The 19,177-nt window shown below is 43.3% G+C and carries 11 protein-coding genes; 1 reads left to right on the top strand and 10 read right to left on the bottom strand.

What is annotated here, in order from left to right:
* The 3 genes from FNH22_RS00485 to FNH22_RS00495 form a co-directional block, all read right to left on the bottom strand.
* Positions 1-909: a FecR family protein gene (locus tag FNH22_RS00485; protein ID WP_143396325.1), complete on the bottom strand. Its 909-nt coding sequence runs from the start codon at positions 907-909 to the stop codon at positions 1-3.
* Between the two features lie 52 nt (positions 910-961).
* Positions 962-1,480, bottom strand: coding sequence for an RNA polymerase sigma factor (locus FNH22_RS00490; RefSeq protein ID WP_221420182.1), 519 nt, complete (start codon positions 1,478-1,480; stop codon positions 962-964).
* A 197-nt stretch (positions 1,481-1,677) separates the two neighbouring features.
* Complete coding sequence (locus tag FNH22_RS00495; RefSeq protein WP_143396326.1) at positions 1,678-3,069, bottom strand: MATE family efflux transporter; 1,392 nt, start codon at positions 3,067-3,069, stop codon at positions 1,678-1,680.
* 184 nt (positions 3,070-3,253) lie between these two features.
* Here FNH22_RS00495 and FNH22_RS00500 point away from each other — a divergent pair, with 184 nt between their 5' ends.
* A complete protein-coding gene (locus tag FNH22_RS00500) occupies positions 3,254-5,245 on the top strand; it encodes a tetratricopeptide repeat protein (RefSeq protein ID WP_143396327.1) in 1,992 nt (663 codons plus the stop codon).
* On the opposite strand, the gene FNH22_RS00505 is transcribed toward FNH22_RS00500, so the two are convergent.
* The 7 genes from FNH22_RS00505 to FNH22_RS00535 form a co-directional block, all read right to left on the bottom strand.
* Positions 5,222-5,971 carry a phosphatase PAP2 family protein gene (locus FNH22_RS00505; RefSeq protein WP_143396328.1) on the bottom strand — a complete coding sequence of 250 codons (750 nt, stop codon included), beginning with the start codon at positions 5,969-5,971 and terminating at the stop codon, positions 5,222-5,224. The genes FNH22_RS00500 and FNH22_RS00505 overlap by 24 nt on opposite strands.
* A 51-nt stretch (positions 5,972-6,022) precedes the next feature.
* Positions 6,023-7,249, bottom strand: coding sequence for a 4-hydroxy-3-methylbut-2-enyl diphosphate reductase (locus FNH22_RS00510; protein WP_143396512.1), 1,227 nt, complete (start codon positions 7,247-7,249; stop codon positions 6,023-6,025).
* Positions 7,250-7,989: 740 nt separating this feature from the next.
* Positions 7,990-10,365 (bottom strand): hypothetical protein, encoded by a 2,376-nt coding sequence (locus FNH22_RS00515; protein ID WP_143396329.1) that lies wholly within the window; start codon positions 10,363-10,365, stop codon positions 7,990-7,992.
* Positions 10,366-10,389: 24 nt separating this feature from the next.
* The gene (locus FNH22_RS00520; protein ID WP_221420183.1) at positions 10,390-11,421 is read right to left on the bottom strand and encodes a tail fiber protein; all 1,032 of its coding nucleotides are present in this window, start codon (positions 11,419-11,421) and stop codon (positions 10,390-10,392) included.
* Positions 11,422-11,428: 7 nt separating this feature from the next.
* Positions 11,429-13,405: a fibronectin type III domain-containing protein gene (locus tag FNH22_RS00525; RefSeq protein WP_143396330.1), complete on the bottom strand. Its 1,977-nt coding sequence runs from the start codon at positions 13,403-13,405 to the stop codon at positions 11,429-11,431.
* A gap of 9 nt (positions 13,406-13,414) precedes the next feature.
* Complete coding sequence (locus FNH22_RS00530) at positions 13,415-17,452, bottom strand: hypothetical protein (protein ID WP_143396331.1); 4,038 nt, start codon at positions 17,450-17,452, stop codon at positions 13,415-13,417.
* Positions 17,453-17,464: 12 nt separating this feature from the next.
* A complete protein-coding gene (locus FNH22_RS00535; protein ID WP_143396332.1) occupies positions 17,465-19,147 on the bottom strand; it encodes a hypothetical protein in 1,683 nt (560 codons plus the stop codon).
* Positions 19,148-19,177: the final 30 nt, after the last annotated feature.

A 19,177-nucleotide genomic window follows, 5' to 3' on the forward strand; every position in this document is an offset into this window, starting at 1 on the left:
TTACTGTAAAATAACAGTATCACCATTTTTTTCATAGGTCAATCCCATGGTTGTGCAAACTGTATTTAAGGCATCCTCCAGGCTACTGTGGGTAAATGCTCCTGTAAACGTTCGTTTTGTATCCACTTCATCACTGGTTACGGATACACCAAACCTTGCCGCTAAAGAAGACAGCACCACCGACAAAGGCGCCTGGTTGAACCGGGTACTGTTTTCAGACCACCTGGAATTCTGAAAATCAAAGGCCCTCATCTTGTAGCGTAGATTGATTTTCACCCCTTTCCCACGTGTCAGCATCACCGAGCTGTCACCGGCTACTACTTCCACTTTACCGTCATAACAGGTTACGGAGGCATAGTCATCAAAGCTCTTTATTTCAAAAGCGGTACCATGTACCACTACTGTTCCTTGTCCAAAGCTTACTTCAAAAGGGTTGCCATGGGTTACCTCGAAATAAGCCATACCTTCAAGGTCTATTTGTCGTACATCATCCCATGCTTCCCGGTCATAGGAAAGGAAAGAAGCAGGGCCAAGATACACCTGTGAAGAATCCGGTAGCATAACCTCTAATGTCTCCGCCAAGTCTGTTTTATATTTTACTATCGCAGAGGAATCTACTGTGAAATAAATAAGTGCTCCCAGCAACATCAGAAGCACGGCGGCAACGCGAAAAGCACTGGTCTGATACCAGGCAATGACCTTTACTTCCCCGCTTCCCCGCTTGTCCATCAGTTTCTTATAGCTGGCAGCCATATCCAAAGGCTGAACAGACCAGCTGTCAGTTTCATCCAATATAGCTTTGTATTGAGCATAGCCATCACTTTTTTTGAAATTAGCGAATTCATCTTCACTCAACTCGCCATTCAGCCAGCGGATGATCGTTTCATTGTGGTCCCGAGTATTACTCATTGTATCTATAGAACAGGTATCTTCAATGGGATACCACCCCTGGTCTTATTTTTTAAATTTTTCTATTCCGCAGCTCATCCACACTTTTTCTCAACCGGTCCAGGGCCTTGTAGATCTTTTTATGTACCGCGCTCACGCTTACCCCTTGTATGTCTGCTATTTCTTCAAAAGGCATTTTATCAATCCTGTTCATCAGAAATACTTCCCGCTGACTGGTGGGAAGATCAGCAATGGCCTTTTCCAGAGCAGCTTTAAATTCTTTACCTCTCAATTGAAATTCAGGGTCTTCTACCTCGGCCTGGGGTTGTGAGTATTTTTCAAACGACAACACTACTTTTTCATGCTCTATCTGGTTCAGAAAAAGGCGATTAGCTGTAGTAAAAAGATATGACTTGGCTTTCTCAAAGATCACTTTTTTACAATTTTCCCAAAGCCGGATAAACGCCTCCTGCATCAGGTCTTCCGCTTTATCCAGGTCGCCACACCGGTAATACATAAAGTTTCGCAGCTTCCCGGCATGCGCCTCATAAGCGCTATGGTAAATGTCTTCTTCACAAATCGAATTGTCCACGCTTTCCTTTTAAAAAAAACCTCTGCCAATATATAGATTTTTGCGTGGAAGCGCATAATACGAAGGATAGCTTGTAATCATGCAGTTGGCAATGGAGGTGTTGTTATTTCCACATGTCATTGCGATAACAACCGGGAGGAAGACGTAATCTCCTCATCGCCAACTGCACTATACTCTATGCACTATGCCATTGACACTCAAACCTTAACCTGTTTCCAGGTTCCTTTGCGAAACAACACAATGCTTACTACAGCATATAAAGCCACGGCCAAAGCTATGGCTAAAAATATCCCTGTAGGTCCAAGGTCAAAAGTGCGGGAAAGTACCCAGGCCAACGGCACTTCAAACATCCAAAAACAAAAGAAGTTGATGACAGTGGGTGTTCTGGTATCTCCGGCGCCGTTAAATGATTGACCAATCACCATACCATAAGCAAAGAAAATATAGCCACAACAAATAATCCTTAAGGCAATAGCTCCATACTTTACCACTTCCGACTCAGGAGAAAACATACCTACAAATGTTTCTGCCCATATCCCAAATATCAAAGATACCGTCGTCAAAAAGATCATGTTGTAAAAGGCACATTTCCACACGGAACGCTCGGCCCGGTCCGGTTGACTGGCACCAAGGTTTTGGCCAACGAGCGTTGCCGCGGCATTGGCCATACCCCAGGAGGGTAAAATAGTGAACATAATGATACGAAATGCAATGGCATACCCTGCCAGCACCTCACTACCGAATACGGCACTTATCCGAACCAAAAAGAGCCAGCTCAGCGTACCGATCATGTACTGACCAATTCCACCTAACGAGATCGTAAGCAGGTTGCCAATTATATCCCACTGTACTTTGATATGACGCCAGGTTACTTTTATCACAGATCCGGCGCCGGTAAGTGCCAGAAGTTGAATGATCACCCCAATGCCACGACCTGTATTCGTAGCAATAGCGGCACCTTCCACTCCAAACGCAGGAATAGGTCCCAATCCAAAAATGAAGATCGGATCTAAAATAATGTTAAGCCCATTCGCAATCCACAATACCCGCATAGCTACAGAAGCATCTCCCGCGCCACGAAATACAGCATTGATAAGAAAAAGCAACATGACAGTGACATTTCCGCCCAGCATTATTTTGGTATACCCATACCCTTCTTCAATCAATGCCTCTTCTCCGCCCATCAAACGAAGAATGTCCTTCGCAAAAAAGATCCCACATAAACTGAATAGTACAGATACAGCTACCGCAATGAAAATAGCCTGAACACCGGCTTCTGCTGCTTTATCATTATTGCCTTCCCCTACCCGACGTGAGACAATAGCAGTAGCCGCCATGCTAAGCCCTATAGCTATGGCATAAATGATCATGACTACGGATTCGGTAAGCGCCACCGTAGCAACGGCATTCACACTTACCCTGCCAACGAAAAAGATATCTACGATGGCGAATAATGATTCCATGACCATTTCCAGGATCATAGGTATCGATAGCATGAAAATGGCACGGTTAATACTTCCGTTCACGAAGTTTTTTTCCTCGCCTTTAACAGCCTTAATAAAGTTATTAATGAGTTTGTTTATACGCATTATATCGGTTTTTAAGAAAAAAAGATTAGTCCAGGAAAGAGGCAAGAAGCTAACCTTCTAAAAGTTGCTTCTTAATTAAAAACCGAGGTGATATTCATATGCGTAAAAGTTACCTCCCTTAAAAAGAGATTTTAAGTTATATTTATGACAAAAGACTGGAATCCACTCGACTTAACCAAATAGTATGCAATTTTTCATGCCCATGCTCTGTGGCGCTTTTCAAGGAAAGCTTATTCTTCTTGCGCTATTATTTTCATTAACAGTCCACTCTGCATCCACTGCACAACGTACAGAAACGGATAGTTTACTACATATTTTTGAGACTTCTTCCAATGATTCGCTTAGGATAGAAGTCATGTACAATGTAGCCAGTATATACCGGCAGGAGGATATGGCAAAAGCACTGGATTACGCAAACCAAAGCATGGAGCTGGCAGAAAGTAAGGGCTACAGCAGCTTAGAAGCAAAAGCAGCTAATTATATAGGAATATTATATGCTGAAATCGGGGACCTGGAACAAACACTATACTACTTTTATAAAGTACAATCGTATCATGAAAAAAATAAAGAGTACGAAAACCTGTCCAGAGTATATAACAATGTAGGGCTCATTTTGAAGGACCTGAAAAGACCGGATGAAGCCATAACATATTTCAAAAAATCTCTGGAGCTAAAATCATCGTCAGAAGACCTGTCTTCACTTTCTATCACCTATAACAATATAGGCTTGCTTTATAATGAGCAATTTAAACAATACCATGAGGCGCACTGGCACTACAAAAGGGCCCTGGAATTGGCAAAGGAGTCAGAAGACCAGCTAGGTATATTTATATCACTGGGCAGCCTGGGTCAAAATTATTTTATGAAAGGACAGTATGATTCATCGGAATACTATTATAACGCGGCAGCCAATTATATGAATGATATTGATGAAAACTATCATATAGCCGGTTTTCTTTCGGATTTCGCCCGATTGAATAGTGCACAGGGTGAGTATAACAGGGCAGTCGAAAAATATAATTTCAGCATTAGAAGAGCACTTCAGGGAGATGGAAAAGTAATACTCAAAGAAAACTACAAAGGGCTGGCTGATACTTATCAGGCAATGGGCATGCTTGAAAAGTCAATGGAATTCTATAAAAAATATATCATCATTCAAGAGGAGATCCACGATGCAGACAAAAATGAAAAGTTAGCCGCCATTGAAAAAAGTTACCAAATACGTACCAAACAAAATGAAATAGAATTACTCAGGAAGGAATCGGAGATATTAGATCTGAAATTGGATCAGAATACTTTATTGATGTACTGGCTGGTGGGCATTCTTTTTTTGGTAGCGATCATAGTAGTGCTACAATACAGAAAAATCAAGTTCAGAAGGCAGACCAATGAGATCCTTCAGGTCCAGAATAAGGAAATTGTAGAAAAAAATAACAATATCATGAATAGCATGATATATGCCAGAAACATTCAAAAAGCAATTCTTCCGGATGGTAACAAACTAAAAAATGTTTTTGGCGATGCTTTTGTGTTCACTGAGGCCAGAGATGTAGTGAATGGTGACTTTTATTGGTTCACCGAACATGAAAACAAGGTGATTGTGGCGGCAGTAGATTGTACGGGTCATGGCGTGCCTGCTGCTTTTCTTAATGTTATGGGTAACTCCCTGTTAAATCAGATCATTCATGAGTTAAAGATCATGACACCGGGAAAGATCCTGTACGAGCTCAATAAAAGACTACTTGCTACACTCAAGTCAAAGTCAGACGCCGGCATGGATGTGGTCATTTGCCTTTTTGATCAGGAAGCTAAAAAACTCACGTTTTCCGGAGCGAAAAGACCTCTTTACTACTTCTCCAATAAGGAATTAAAAATACTAAAAGGTGACTATTATCCGGTCGGCGGTAACCTGTTCGATGAAAACAGGGAATATTCCGAACATGAAGTAGCGTTACAGCCTAATGATTCTATTTATTTGTTTACAGATGGGGCCATAGACCAGTTTGGAGGTAACAATAACAAGAAATTTATGTATTCTCGTTTCCGTGAGTTACTATACACCATTCAAGATGAAGGCATGGAAAAACAGCATGAAATGATAAAACAACAACTACAGGCATGGAAAGGGGATAACGAACAGACGGACGATATTCTAATTGTGGGGGTCAGAATCTGACAAATGGTCTGTGCTTCTGTAAAATTCAACAGAACGGATCAATATTATACAGATCATAAGCCATGATAACCCTGCGACAAACCCTGCAAAGACATCCGTTGCGTAATGTACTCCAAGGTATATCCTGCTTAAACCTATACCAAGGATTAAGCTTAACAACCCAAGTGAAAGAAATGCCTTCCAAAACCCGCGTCGTACATATTTGAAGGTAAGGTAAATAAGGAAGCCATAAAAAGCGGTAGCGCTCATAGAGTGGCCACTTGGAAAACTATAAGAATACGCTTCTATCAACCGGATATCAGCCAACGGTCTGGGTCTTGCTATAAAATATTTAAGTCCCGCATTTAGTGCGAAAGCTGTAAATAATACGATACTGGATTGTATGGCCAGCTTCCAGCTATGTCCTCTGTAATAAAGCAATAGACCGATAAGCGGTATTAACACAAAGTACATCGGCGCACCTCCGAGGTGAGTGATAAATGTAATCACTATCGTAAGACTTTCAGAGCGCAGACCGTGGATCAATTCAAATACGGATTGATCAAATTGATTAAGTCCGGTGCCATAAAGGTCCTGTAATATGGTAAGAAAAAAGCCCAACGCTATAGTACCAATACCTCCGGCTATTAAAAGGGAAAAAATGAATAAAAAATACTCTTTCTTATTGTTATAAAGTTCTTTAATCAACTTAGGCCACGATGGCAAAGAGTTTAGAAGTCCCTTCATAAATTCAGAAAGCTACTGAAGTTCCGATGGCCAAAAAAATAAGCAACATGATCAGTTCGCTATATCCATTTGATGCAATAATTCCTCGACAGACAACGCATCGGGATAATACTTTAAAATCTCAAGCATTACTTCATCCACTAACGTATCAGGACATGAGGCCCCACTCGTCAGGACAATGTTGGTTATACCTTCCTTAGGCAACCATTGGGTGGAAACCACTTTTTTCTTATTGCGGTAGTCAAAATGGTGGATTTCATCCGGAGATACGATCTCACGAGCGGCATTAATAAAATAAGTGGGAAATTTACGTTCACATAGTTCTACAATATGCGAGGTGTTTGAACTGTTATACCCCCCCACTACTACAGCCAGATCTGCCTCCTTTTCCAATAAACCATAAGTGGCATCCTGGTTGTCATTGGTAGCATAGCACAACGTATCCCGGGTATCCGCAAAGTGGTCACGGTGATCGTCTCCATGCAGATCGATCATCACTTGTTTCAAATAGTCCGCAATCTCCTGAGTTTCGGTAGCCAGCATAGTAGTTTGGTTCACCACTCCTACTTTGTCAAAATGCAAACCGGGATCGAAACCTTTCGAATACTTACCATCAAATATCTTATAGAATTCACCGACAGGAAGATCCCCTTTTATGATACGGCCCAGTTGTTCAGCCTCGTGTATATCTTTAATGATAACACTGGGTGCGCCACTGGCACTATGCGAAAAGGTAGCCCGGGTTTCTTCATGATTGTGTTTGCCATGTATAATGATAGTATGATTCTCCTCACCGAGTTTAGCGCTACGCTTCCATACTTTTTCTACAAAGGGGCAAGTGGTATTGTAACGTTGAACTTCAATGCCCATCCCCTCCAGCTTTTGTTCAATTTCAAGCGTAGTGCCAAAAGCAGGCACAATCACAATATCGTCCGGATTGAGTTCTTCCCACGGAATGAATTGCGTACCATCCGTATCCATTATAAAACGGATGCCGCGTTGCTGAAGATCATTATTCACTTCCTGATTGTGGATCATCTGACTCAGCAAAAACACCCGCTTATCAGGATTTTCCTCCAATGCTTTATAACTGATCTCAATGGCATTTTCCACGCCATAACAAAACCCAAAGTGCCTTGCTATATAGAACTTAACCGGGCCGAAATCTAAGACCGACGGACTAAAGTCTTTCTTACGCGGGTCAAGAATTTTACGGGACTCTTTAATTCTTCCGGTAATGGAAGATTTATAGTATTCAGGTATGTCGAACTTTTTGATAACTTCTGTCTTTAGTGGGCGCAAAATTAAGCATTCATGAAATAAACAATGCGTAGTGGTTGTTGGTTTTGTTTATTTCTTTGGCCGCCGAAGTTATTTTGATCTGAACACTCTTATTTCATATCAAACAAAAATGGGGACTTCTCTTAGGAAAGTCCCCATTTCATGAATAAAAGCCTTAACTTCTATTCACGTCAAGTTACCGTTCTCACTACTTCATTCGCGATCTGTACCGAAGTACATCAACGAAATCTGACGTTCATAAATGTTCTCAAATAACCTGACATTGGCTTGCACCATTGTAAGGCCCTCCAATCCATCTTCTGTAACCAAGGCTATTTCAGGCTCCAGTTAAACTGACACCCCTTCGACTTTTTTTCAGATCCGGAAGTCTCATGAAAAATCATTCCTATTCCAGACTATTCTAAGAAATTTTGAGTATGGTAGCTAAGCTATTTCAACTCCTGATTTTGACACCAAAAGTCTTGACTCACCATTTCACAAACTTTCAATACTGATCTGATACTCTTTTGTATCTGTAGGTGATTATCTCTCACTTGATGAATCTAAGTTCGTAATAATACCTTTGTAGTGCAAGATTCCAAGGCCATTGTTTCGCACAAGTTTTGCACTACAAAAACGTTACTATGCAGATAGTTGTAAACACTTTTAGTAAGTTATTCACAAAGTTATTAACAATTAATCCCGAACTCGTCTGAAGCCATCCTGATCAGGTGATATTATCTCATAAATGCCAGTCTATAGGCTTTACGTTCATGAGCTGCTTCCAGGATAAAGTGATAAACACCAGCGTTAAGATAGCTGTAATCAAATCGCATGAAGTGATCGGCACTTGCTTCTGAAGACCGGCTATCTATTGTCCTGCCAGCCGCACTCTGTACCAGTTCAATCTCTAAAGGCATTGGCTCATTCAACTCCACCTCAACACTAAAACGCCCATCGTTCGGATTAGGGTAGATCTTTACACTCTTAAACACTTGCGCCTGCTTCGCTACACGTCCTCCCTCACTTTCTTTTTCTTCAGTGATAACTACCCGTTTGTTATAACTGTCCACACATCCATTACCAAAAATGGTGGTAAGCATTGGGACATATTCACCGACCGACGCATATTGGTGAAGAGGAAAAAGCGTATCATTCTTCACCGTACCGTCATCGAAATCCCATGTGACAGAAGTAGTTGGCGCACTGGTAAGGCCGATAAAATATATCGTATCATTCACAAATGCTTCCGTGGCAGAGAGAAAAAAGGCTGAATCCAATGCCGGTAAAATCTCCACATTGACCGTATCACGATCAATACAACCGTTGATATCGGTTATTTCCACCCAAAATTCACCTGACTCTTTTGTCACAAGCGTTTGATTTCTGCTACCATCTGACCATACATAGGTCGATCCGGGAAACCCGGCATCCAGCCCCACTGATCTGCAGGCAACGGATATATCCGTTCCCAGATTGGCAAAATCAGTGGTATTCAGCGTGACCTGGGTAGAGGAATAAACCTGACATCCGAACTCATTGGTGATGGACACGGTATACATTCCATCTTCCATCACCGTCAATGTAGCAGCTGAGCCTATGACATCTCCGGCAAGGTTGGTCCATCTGAAGGTTGCGCCGGCATTAAGCCCTTCCAAATTAGCGCCTAAGATTACACTCGTCCCACAGAAGCGCGTCTCATCAGGCAAGTCGGAGACAGGCTGCACGTAATTACTCACTGCTACTTCATCACTATTCTCACATCCAAATTCATCTTGTATGATCAATGTGTAAGTGCCAATATCAGCCTGTAACGTTCTTTCGGTACTCACTACTTCCTCGGCTTCATTCAGCCAAAGATAAGCGGGATAATCTATTCCGGCATCAAGGGTAACCCGGTCCTCCACACATTTCAAAAGGTCTTCTCCCAGGTCCATCGGAGGCAAAGCTCTTAAAGCAATGTTGAACGGAGTGCGGGTAACACAGCCGTATTCGTTCATAACTTCCAGCATCAGGTCAATGGCCTGATCCGTTACTTCCATGTCCAGGTCTGCGTTAGTCTCTCCGGGCAGGAGCGCGCCCGAACGGTACCATTGATAACTAAAGTTACCGGGTGAACTCACGTTTGAAGTGACATTAATGATCGTATTCCTACAAGAGATATCGCTGGAGGTGATCATAACTTCCGGGTAGTTACAGGTGCCTAAGGTCCAAAGCCCGCTTACATCGGAAATATTTTCTGAGGTAAATTCATTCAATGTTGTATTCAAAGTCCCTTCTACCACGTTCCAGGTCATGCCATTATCGGCTGAGTGGAAAAGTCTCAAAACAGGTTCATTTCCTGAATGTACTCCCAATTCCGTATCGAAGTACTGGAAATTAACGGTGCCACCCCGAGGCTCATTAGTAGTAGAAAGGGCAAATACCCTGTCTATATTGTTATTAGGCAGCGCAGTACTGAAATTATGATAGCGATTTACCACTATTTCTCCGCCAGACCCGGCGGCCATAGTTACGGTGAGCCCCAGGTTACCTTTGTTTATAGGGTTGATTATTTCCGAACTGGAATAGAAAGGTCCGTTGCCGCTCTGTGCAAGACCTGAAGTACCGCTGACAAGAAATCGCCTGTTTTCAGCCTCATTATCAAGTGCCCCAAATGAGTTGATATCTACTCGATAGGTTAAAAACAAACTGTCATTTTTCATAGCCACATGACCATTTGAGAAAGTGAGACGGTCTGTGATCTCCAGGTTACCGGTTACGCGTAAAGAGTCATCCACGGACTGTAAATCCGACTCAAAGTTTCTCAAAATGATGGTACTGGCAGGAGTAGATATAGAATCTCCATGAAATTGCAGTGTTCCTGCCAGGCCGTCCGTCAGGCTTCCGTTACCTTCATTGATCAGATTTCCATTCAAATTGATGGTTGCCTCTGTATCAATAGCAATGAGATCACTGGTCTGTTGATGGTAATTTCCATTTATGGATAGTACCGTACCTCGAACAACGGTAAGATAGCCTTCATTTGTCAGATGATTTTGACCTTTCAGAGCAAGGTTAACAAAAAGAAGAAACACAACTACCAGGCTTGTTTTTTTAAACGGCCATTTCATACGCCATATATTTTGTTAAAACTTCTATTTTACACGCATGATAAACGCCAGTACATAGTAGGGCGGACGGTTTTCATGAGCTTGCGTTTCACCTTTTTCGGCTCCGTCCAGAGTGTTGATTCCTCCATCCCATTTAACCCTGTGTGAATGATCCGACTGTGTACTTGATCGGCCCACATTTGCCTCACCCGGAAAATCCTTCAGCTGGTATTCTTCAAGGCCACCTTCATTCGTGTGATGAGCCAGAGTTAAAGCTTCTCCAATGTTATTAGTACCTGTTCCATCTATAGCTACATAGTGAAAGTGCGCTCCGGCATCAAGTGTGTTGGTATAATGATTATGACTGGGCATCTCTTCTACGGCTAAGACTACGGAATCCCGGCCACCTGTGTTACCAGGGTTTGTACCTCCTTCACTAAGATCTCCGGCATTTGCATAATCATCAATACCACCATATCCTATGACAAACCTTCCCGTCAGATCAGGAGTCTGGTAACCATTAAGCACCTGACCACTGCACAAAGCCCAACCATCAGGAATGTCTGTACCTGACCACATTATAATACCTCCCAGCGGTACTGTACCAAAGCCATTAAGTGTACCGCCACTATTGACTGTTAAATTGCCTTCAATGGTTGCGTCACTGTCAATAGTTACACTCCGGGAGAAATGTGCATCTCCATTTTCTACATCAAGTTTATACTGCGGATTATCCGTACCTATTCCAACCTTCCCGTTAAAATGTACTGCACTAAAATCGGGAAGTGGTGTCCAGGGATTAAGGCGTAAAAAGTTTGTGTTATCAAAAAACATAAACTGCTTTTTATCATAACTATAATACAAGAGCCCCTCTGCCGGACTATTGGTAGAGATATTTGTCTCCATAGCTGTATTGAACCTTGGCATCAGCAATCCCCTGGGAGCAGAAATGTCACCGGGCTGAATTTCCAACATGGCAGACTGCGTAGGTAAAAACGGTGTATTACCTATCCCCACCTGCCCCGTTACTCGTATTGACATCAACAGGGCTATAAGTATGATTATATTCTTTTTCATCATGTGTTCATTTTATTTCTATACTGTAACTATCCGATTCGCTTAACACACCACCCGTACCATATGACCGGATGCGGTAGTAATATTGCTTGCCTTTCTTTATGGCATTATCTACATAGGCTGTATCCTGGATTAAACCGGTCAGCGGACAATAGGCCGTATTACTGGCTTTACGGTAAAGTATATACCCTCCGGCCGTCGAATGTTGTGACCAGGACAGGCTGACTGCCTGCCCAATGGAATCATAAGCAACGTTTAGTTCATGCTGGCTCTTCGACTGTGTTTCTAGCGCCCAACTGCCATGATACAGGTTAGATCTTCCGGAACGGTTTCCGGCGCTGTCAATCGCTACCAGGTAATAAGCATATCCTACACGCTCAGTCACCCTTTTATCTTCATATGATGTGCTTGCAGCTGGTAATGTAGTAACCAGTTGGTCTTGCACATCTTTCGACGAACGATATAACTCGACCGCTTTAAGGTCACTATCCGCAGCCGGCAACCAATCTATTTTCAAGCCGGCTTCGGTCATTTTCACTTTCTTTATAAAAGGCTCCAGTGGCGCTGTACCATCCGGCAGGTAGGTGCTTCCAGGGAGAGAAGGCCGGCTTTTATTGAACGCCTTATCTACACTCACTACCCGGTAGTGAAACCGGTTCTTTGTATTTGCAGGCAGCCTGTCGATATAGGTGTTCTGTGCTATGGTTTCAGCATTCAGCAGTACCCCATTCCCCGGATCATTGTCCAATGAACGGTAAACCAGGTAGCCTTTCAAGTCTTGCTCCGTGTTGCGATGCCATGTTATTCTGACCAGAGAAGTATCTGCCTGAACGTTTACTCCCTTTGGAATAGCAGGCGGCACTAAATCCTGAACTTCAACAAACAGAACGGCTGATTTACCCTCATTTCCGGCCAGATCCACTGCTGAAACGTAGTAGTAATAACCCGAGGGCCCTGGTACCTGACTCACAAATTGGTTAGTCTGCGCAGGTAATAGCGCCTGGTTGAGCTTTGTATAAGTTCCGTCAAATTTATCACTGCGATAAACATTAAACCCATCCAGGTCACTTACCCTATCATAGGCATATTGCCAGTTTAGTGCAATCTCAAGTTTTTCATGGTCTGCCCGGACTTCACTTTTTTCGGGCGCCAACGGTGGAGTCCTGTCTTTTAACGGAACTGCAAACTCTCCTGAAAAGGGGGACTCCTGTCCGAAAAAGTCTACAGATGTTAGCTTATAGCGGTAAGTCACCCCTTCTTTGAGATTGTCATCCCGGTAGAATAGCTCCGGGTAACCCTTTTCACCGCTTTCATTGCTTACTTTACTGATCATCACCGGTTTTTTCACAATTTTTTTCCAATTGGTATCTTCTGTTGAATTTCTGTAAATGTTTACCCCGTAATATCGCATTGTCTCAGGTTGCCACGATATACCTATGTTTCGTTTTTGAATTTTTGTGATCACTCCGGCAGGCGGAGATGGAGGCAAATAACGGCCTGCTTTTATGGCTTCTGAGATACCTACCGTTTCTTCATGTCCATCTAAAACCTTGGTGACCCGATACTTATAGGTAGTGCCATGGGAGGTGGTAGTATCCGTAAATTGTATTCCCAGGTATTTTGAGAAATGGGCACTTTCAAAAGACTTCATCAACACCATCAGTTGCAGGAGCCCTTCCATGTTGGTGGCGCCCAGGCTGTCAATAACCGTGGTAAGCATGTGGGTTTGTTTATCTTGTTCAACTATTTCCCCGGGTATCTTATAATTCCCCCAATGAACCGGTTTGTTGTTCAGTCTGGTCCATTCGGTTTCATCGAGGGCCCTGCGGTAATAGTTCACGTCGGTGTCGTGAAATACGGTTGTGCAATAGTACTTTACCTCTATCCGGTCACCTTCTTTCGAATTGGTCACTACGATTTTGTCTTGTGCCGTGGTTATAAGGCTGACGAGAGTCAATACGTATGTAATGCTAAAAATCTTCATAGGTGTGTGTTAAAACGATGTGTTAAATCCCATATCAAATTCCACGTCGTACTTGAGTACTTCCACTTCAGCTTCTACCCTTCCGGTGATCCTTCGTGAGGGCTCAAAATAAACCGTAGCATATCCCCTTAGATTGGCAGAGGCAATTTCCCAGGTACCTTCATCAAACCACGTGTCATAATCTACAGAGACGGCCGCCCATGCGTCCAGCCATACGCCCGCATGCATTAGCGATACGTAAGGCTTGTAACGGACGGCCGCCTTAGCGCCGATCACAAAACCGGCATCTACCCGACCTATGAAATCGTTGCCAAGGATACTTACCTCTGGTGACTTCAGGCGAATGGCTTTTCCAAATCCAAGTCCTAATGAGAACTGGTCAGGCATTACTTCCAGGAAACCCTCTGCTGTAAACCCGGCACAGCCTGGGGTGACAACGATCTTTTCTTCTTCAGATCCCAGGTTTACCTGCCAGTAGTCCGGGGACATGGTAAAGGACATATTTCCTACAGCACACAGTTTTCCGGGTGATTCCACTTCCATATTAAAAGCACCATGGTAGAACTGTTGCGCCTCATCGTAAATGAATTTACCATGACCCGTTCCCAGGCTGCTTTCACCTGAAGCATTCGTTGATCCTATAGCTACATTTCCTTCAAACCCAAAGCGGTTAGTACCTCCTACCGTTCGTGAATAGGTAAAAGCAGCATCAAATGAAAACGCTTCTCCCTGGGTTTTCAGATCTAGTCCGGCGATACGCCCATAGATACCAAAGCTATTGTCAGGATCAGGGAGGAACTCCAGTTCAGCTTCATCTTCACCTTCGCTTACCGCAGTGTCATCCGAATGACTCATATTTTTATAGAACCTAAGGTCTGCGCCTACCAGTAATAAGGGGCCCAGGGGCAATCCATTGGACAGCTTTTGCGAGACCTTAAACTTACGCTTGCTCCGGCTACCTTTCTTTCCGGCGCTGCCACTGTCTGAGGTCCCGGAAGTATCCTCCTCACCTCCTTCTACGCCAAGGCCTCCTTCAAAAAACCAGTAAGTAAAATCATCTTTTTTACCGCTGATAAAGGTGACATTGGCATGAAAAGTGGTAGGCACTGTGATCTCAGCAGAAAGTGATCCCTGCCATGAATCCCCCCAGTCAGGATCGTCTTTCAGGAGGTTAATATATCCTTCTGCGGTGCCTGCTTCTATCTCTAACTTAACATAAGTAGGCTCGAGGATAATCTCTCCTGTTGCCAATCGACCTTTTTTAGGTAGCTTAAGGTTAGGTTCAACCAGGTTTTTGCCTTCTTCCAAAATATCAACTTCTACTTCCGACAGATCAGCTACTTCGGCTGAGTACATGGAAATTTCAACCGGACCGTTTTCTCCGCTCAGATCTTCATCAACGGCTATGGTAGAAAGCACATTAAAATAGTAGCTGGATTTTGCCAGCCCTGCACTGACCGAGTGCGCCACAATAGGATAACCATGTAACTCACCACTTACCTGCCTGGACAGTCCGGTAGTACCATTAGGCGTTTCAAATCCTATTTGACCATTACCCCATATTTTAAAACCATGTACCTGCTCGATGATCAGCTGAGTTGCAGGCCACTCCAATGCAACGGACAGGTCAAGCCGTTCATTATCCGCAAAGACGGCCTGACCTAGTTTCACCCTCACTTTATCTTCTGCTCCGTTGCCAAAAGTGTATTCCTGGCCCATCAACTCTTCTACCAGGTAACCTTCTTCAAACCCTTCATCACTTATAGGAATATTAAAATCAAAATATTTACTGTCCAGGAGTGGAATATGAATATCTCCGGTGACTTCACCTTGCTGTACTACACTATTTGCGATGTCAATTTCCACTTCCCGGACCTTCCCGTAAAAGTTATTGAACCTGGAGTAGTCCTTTTCTACTACGGTAAATGCTCTTTGGGCCTTCAAATCAAGACCTTCCGCATCCACCCATGCTTTTATATTTTCTTCTATCTCAAAACTATGGGTAATGGATTCGTCGAAGGTTAATTGCTGATCATCCACTTTTTCAGGAAATAGCAGGTCGAATTTTTCAAAGTACAGACCCATCCAGCTTTCAGAAGCCGAAAATTCTCCGGGTGACTGCGCTGAGGAAAGGTCTATATGTACCAGCTTTGGGATCAACTGAATGTTCAGGTTTCGAACCGGCTTAATAGGTTGTTCTATATGCTCTACCTGATTGAAGAATAGCTGTTGCACCTTATTCATTTTCACCATTACGCGACCGTTCTTATCCGATTTAACAGGTTCGGGCAATAGCATTTCCACATCGAAGTTTTGGGTATAGCTATTCTCTCGTAAAAAGAAGTTTGAAGATGAAGGCAGGTGGAGATCAAATCCGAACGGGTCCAGCAGTTGAAACTGATTAGAACTGTCTAATGCTATGTACCCGTTGAGTTTAAGATTATCAAAATTAACACGCTGTTTCCCGGACTTCACATAGGCTAATTCTCCGGATTGTACAGGAAAGGGCAACGGCCACTCCACATGTCCCGCGATTTCCAGTTTGTCACGATCCAGGTGAATGCTTTGTGGATAAAAAGTAGATTCACCGTTGACAGCTGTAACCGGTTCAAGTATGATGTCAGGGAACTGATCGGGAAGTAGTTGGCTGATGGAACCGCTTTCCAGAAATAGTTTACCTGCCAACGCTTTCAGCTTTAGTCCGCTAAAGTTAATCTCGTATTGTGTACCATCCTCCTGTAATTTGATGCTTCCCTTTCCGGATAGATTACTAAAATCTTCATTTGTCAAAGAGACAATATTCACTTCATGCCTGCCCGCCCAAAAAGAGTTTAATTTCGGCGCTGAATGGAGTAGTGCCGGCGTAGAACTGGCAATTTCAATTTCTCCTGAAAGGGCAGTGACCTGCCAGGCATACTGGCTTTCTGTTTCCAGGTCTTCCTGAAGTCTAAAGCTCCATGCAAAGTCTGACACCGTCTCTGCAAACTCTTCTTCGTAAAAAGGCACACTAGTGAGCACAGCATCTTCTATAGTTTGTCCCTCTTCTACCTTAACAATTTTGTATTGGTATCGAAACTGCTGACCCTGACTAAGATTGTTGGGAGCACTCCACTGAAAGACCGGTTTAGCATCACTTTTTATGATGGTTTCACGGGCAGGGCTATGGAGCTCAATCACCCCACCCGTGCTGAAGCCAAACGTAAACCAACAGACGTTACTGTATCCGTCATTTTTGAATAGCCCCAGGTTTTCACTGTCTGTAGCACGTATACGATAAGCATACGTCACACCGTTTTCCAATAAGGGCGCTGACGTATCGTACAAGAAATTATTAACATCAGTGGTGGTTTGAAATATCGGTATCCCGGAACGTACCGCCTCTTCAGGGTTTAAACCCTCCGGCATCTCTACTATGGTGAGTTCATAAGAAGTGGCAAACAGGCTGTTAGGAGATCCCTGATGAAGTGGTAGCCACTGGAACAGTATGTTTTGAGGCTCAGTGTCCAATACACGTGCACCACAAACCGGTAAGGTGATCTGAGGTGGATCATTTAAAATAAGTGTAGTCATAACGGAGGCTTTGTTAGAGATAGGGACGCCTGTATTGTAGTCCAGCACTTCAATAGAAAAAGTATACATGCCTTCAGGAATTCCGTCTCTTGTTTGAAGTTCTCCTAAGTCAATACCGGATATCCTCATATTACTGTAGCTAAAGTAATCGGCCAGATCAGCACCGGTAAATTGTTCCATCTCTCCCGTAACCAAGCGGATAGGCGGTAGGGCTGCATCAGGGTTGGTTTGTAACTGAACTCCTCCTCCTTGTATAGTGACCCGGAATTTTACATTCCATGAATTTTGACTGAAATCATTAAAAACTGCCGTTACAAACACCCTGTCTACGCCGGGAGAGGCATAGTCTTCCAGGTTCACAGAATAGGGGGGAATTAACTGAAGTGAAGTGGTAGCCGGAAATCGCTGAGCTTTAACAAATGTTGACAGCCAGGGAACTACACTTATGAACAGTACTAAAAACGTAACTTTTCTCATGATGATGCTTTTTTAAAACCGGTACCTGTAATTGATATCTGCTCTGTATTCTTCGAAGGAATTGACGTCCCGGTCAGTACTTTTAATTTCCCGATAGATCAGACTTGATCCTAAACTCAGGGAATGATGATTGTTCACTTTATAGGTCGCAGAAAATCTACCATTTGAGGTAAAATTATTCAGGACTCCACCCTGGTAGGAATTATACCCACTCAGGTTAAGCGCTGTCTGCAACCGATTTTTTAACATTATTTTAGAAACACCAAGGCTTAGACCATAGCGTTGGGTGCTGCGATCGGCCAGATCATTCGAATTGAAATTTAACCCCAGGTTCAGCCGGGTTTTGACCGGAATAAAATTGATATTGTATCGTCCGTTCACATTCCATAATGAGCTGTTGGACAATCCGGGATTCTCGGTATCTGTGTCAACGTTCTGGCTTTGGAGGTTGGCATTGAGCGCTAACGAATGAGTTTTGGAGCCTTTCCTTTGAGAGTATATGATATTGGCCCCAAAACTTTCACTCACCTGGGCATAGTTCAGAGAGTCGGCCTGAAACTCATCCACCAGGAACTCCACAGTAGAAGAAAAGTTGCTATAAGTGAAAGCAAAATTCAGGTTAGAGCTTATCACATAATTGAGGCCAGCATTGCCTGCCAAACGTGTGAGCGTTGTAGATTCTCCGCCGGCCAGGTTATTTCGTTGCTGGCCTATGCCGCCCCTGATAGATAGCTTGTTATTCATTAACCTCAGACCTGTATTAAAAGTGATCTCTTCACGGTCGTTGTTGAAAAAATAAGTGCTTAGTGTCTGATAACCGGGGTCTACACGGTTATAATCAATAGAAAAATCAATGAATTCCAGGTTATAACTGATGCCGGCCTGTATGGCATCATGCACTTGCGTAGTAAACGTAGGCTGAAAGAGGCCTCCCAATCTATTGAGCCATTTTCTTGATGACAAATTGGTCTCTTCAGCTCGTCTGTCACGGTTTACCGCGCTGGTAGCAAGCTCAAAGGAAACACCAAGTCGCTTCGTAAGTTTATACCTCCCATTAACTCCTACTACCAGGTTGTCCTGTGGGTTAATGTTAAGGCTATCTTCTGCTATAATAGAATTGGCATCATCATAGGCTTTGAAAAGGATAAAGTCTATGAAATTATTCGTATCTCCATAACCCACTTTTACACCATAGCCCATTCTCCGGTAAGTGGGTATGGTAAATGAGGAACTAAAATTGCTGGCTACTGCTTGTCTCAGCCTGCCATATACAGCTGAGAAGCGAAATTTGTTAGGGGTTAGCTCTATGCCTCCTCCCAGAAAAGAATTACCGCTAAATGTGAACTGTGAAAAGTTCATGGAGGTGTACCCGAGATAGGCCTTTGCCCATTTGTACCTGGGGGTAACGCCAAACCGATTAAAGGGCTGCCTTACCTCACTGTTTTGTGTACTGTACAAAAATGAAAAGGGAAGTGTTACGCCATAAATGTTCAGGTTCAAATTTCCTGAACTGGTCCAGATCAGAGGATCAAATCGATTTGATATACCTGAAGCGCCATAATACTTCAACCCGGTTGAAAACGAACCTGTTAGTTTGACCGGATGCTTAAGGTCAACTTTCTCAAGGTCTTGTGTGTAACCATTTATCCAGGTTAGAAGACTGATAAAAATTGATATGCCGAATTTTTTTGCCATTTGGCCTCATAATTCGACATCGGGTACAGG

The sequence above is a fragment of the Fulvivirga sp. M361 genome, assembly GCF_007097395.1.
In the GTDB taxonomy this organism is placed as follows: Bacteria; Bacteroidota; Bacteroidia; order Cytophagales; family Cyclobacteriaceae; genus Fulvivirga.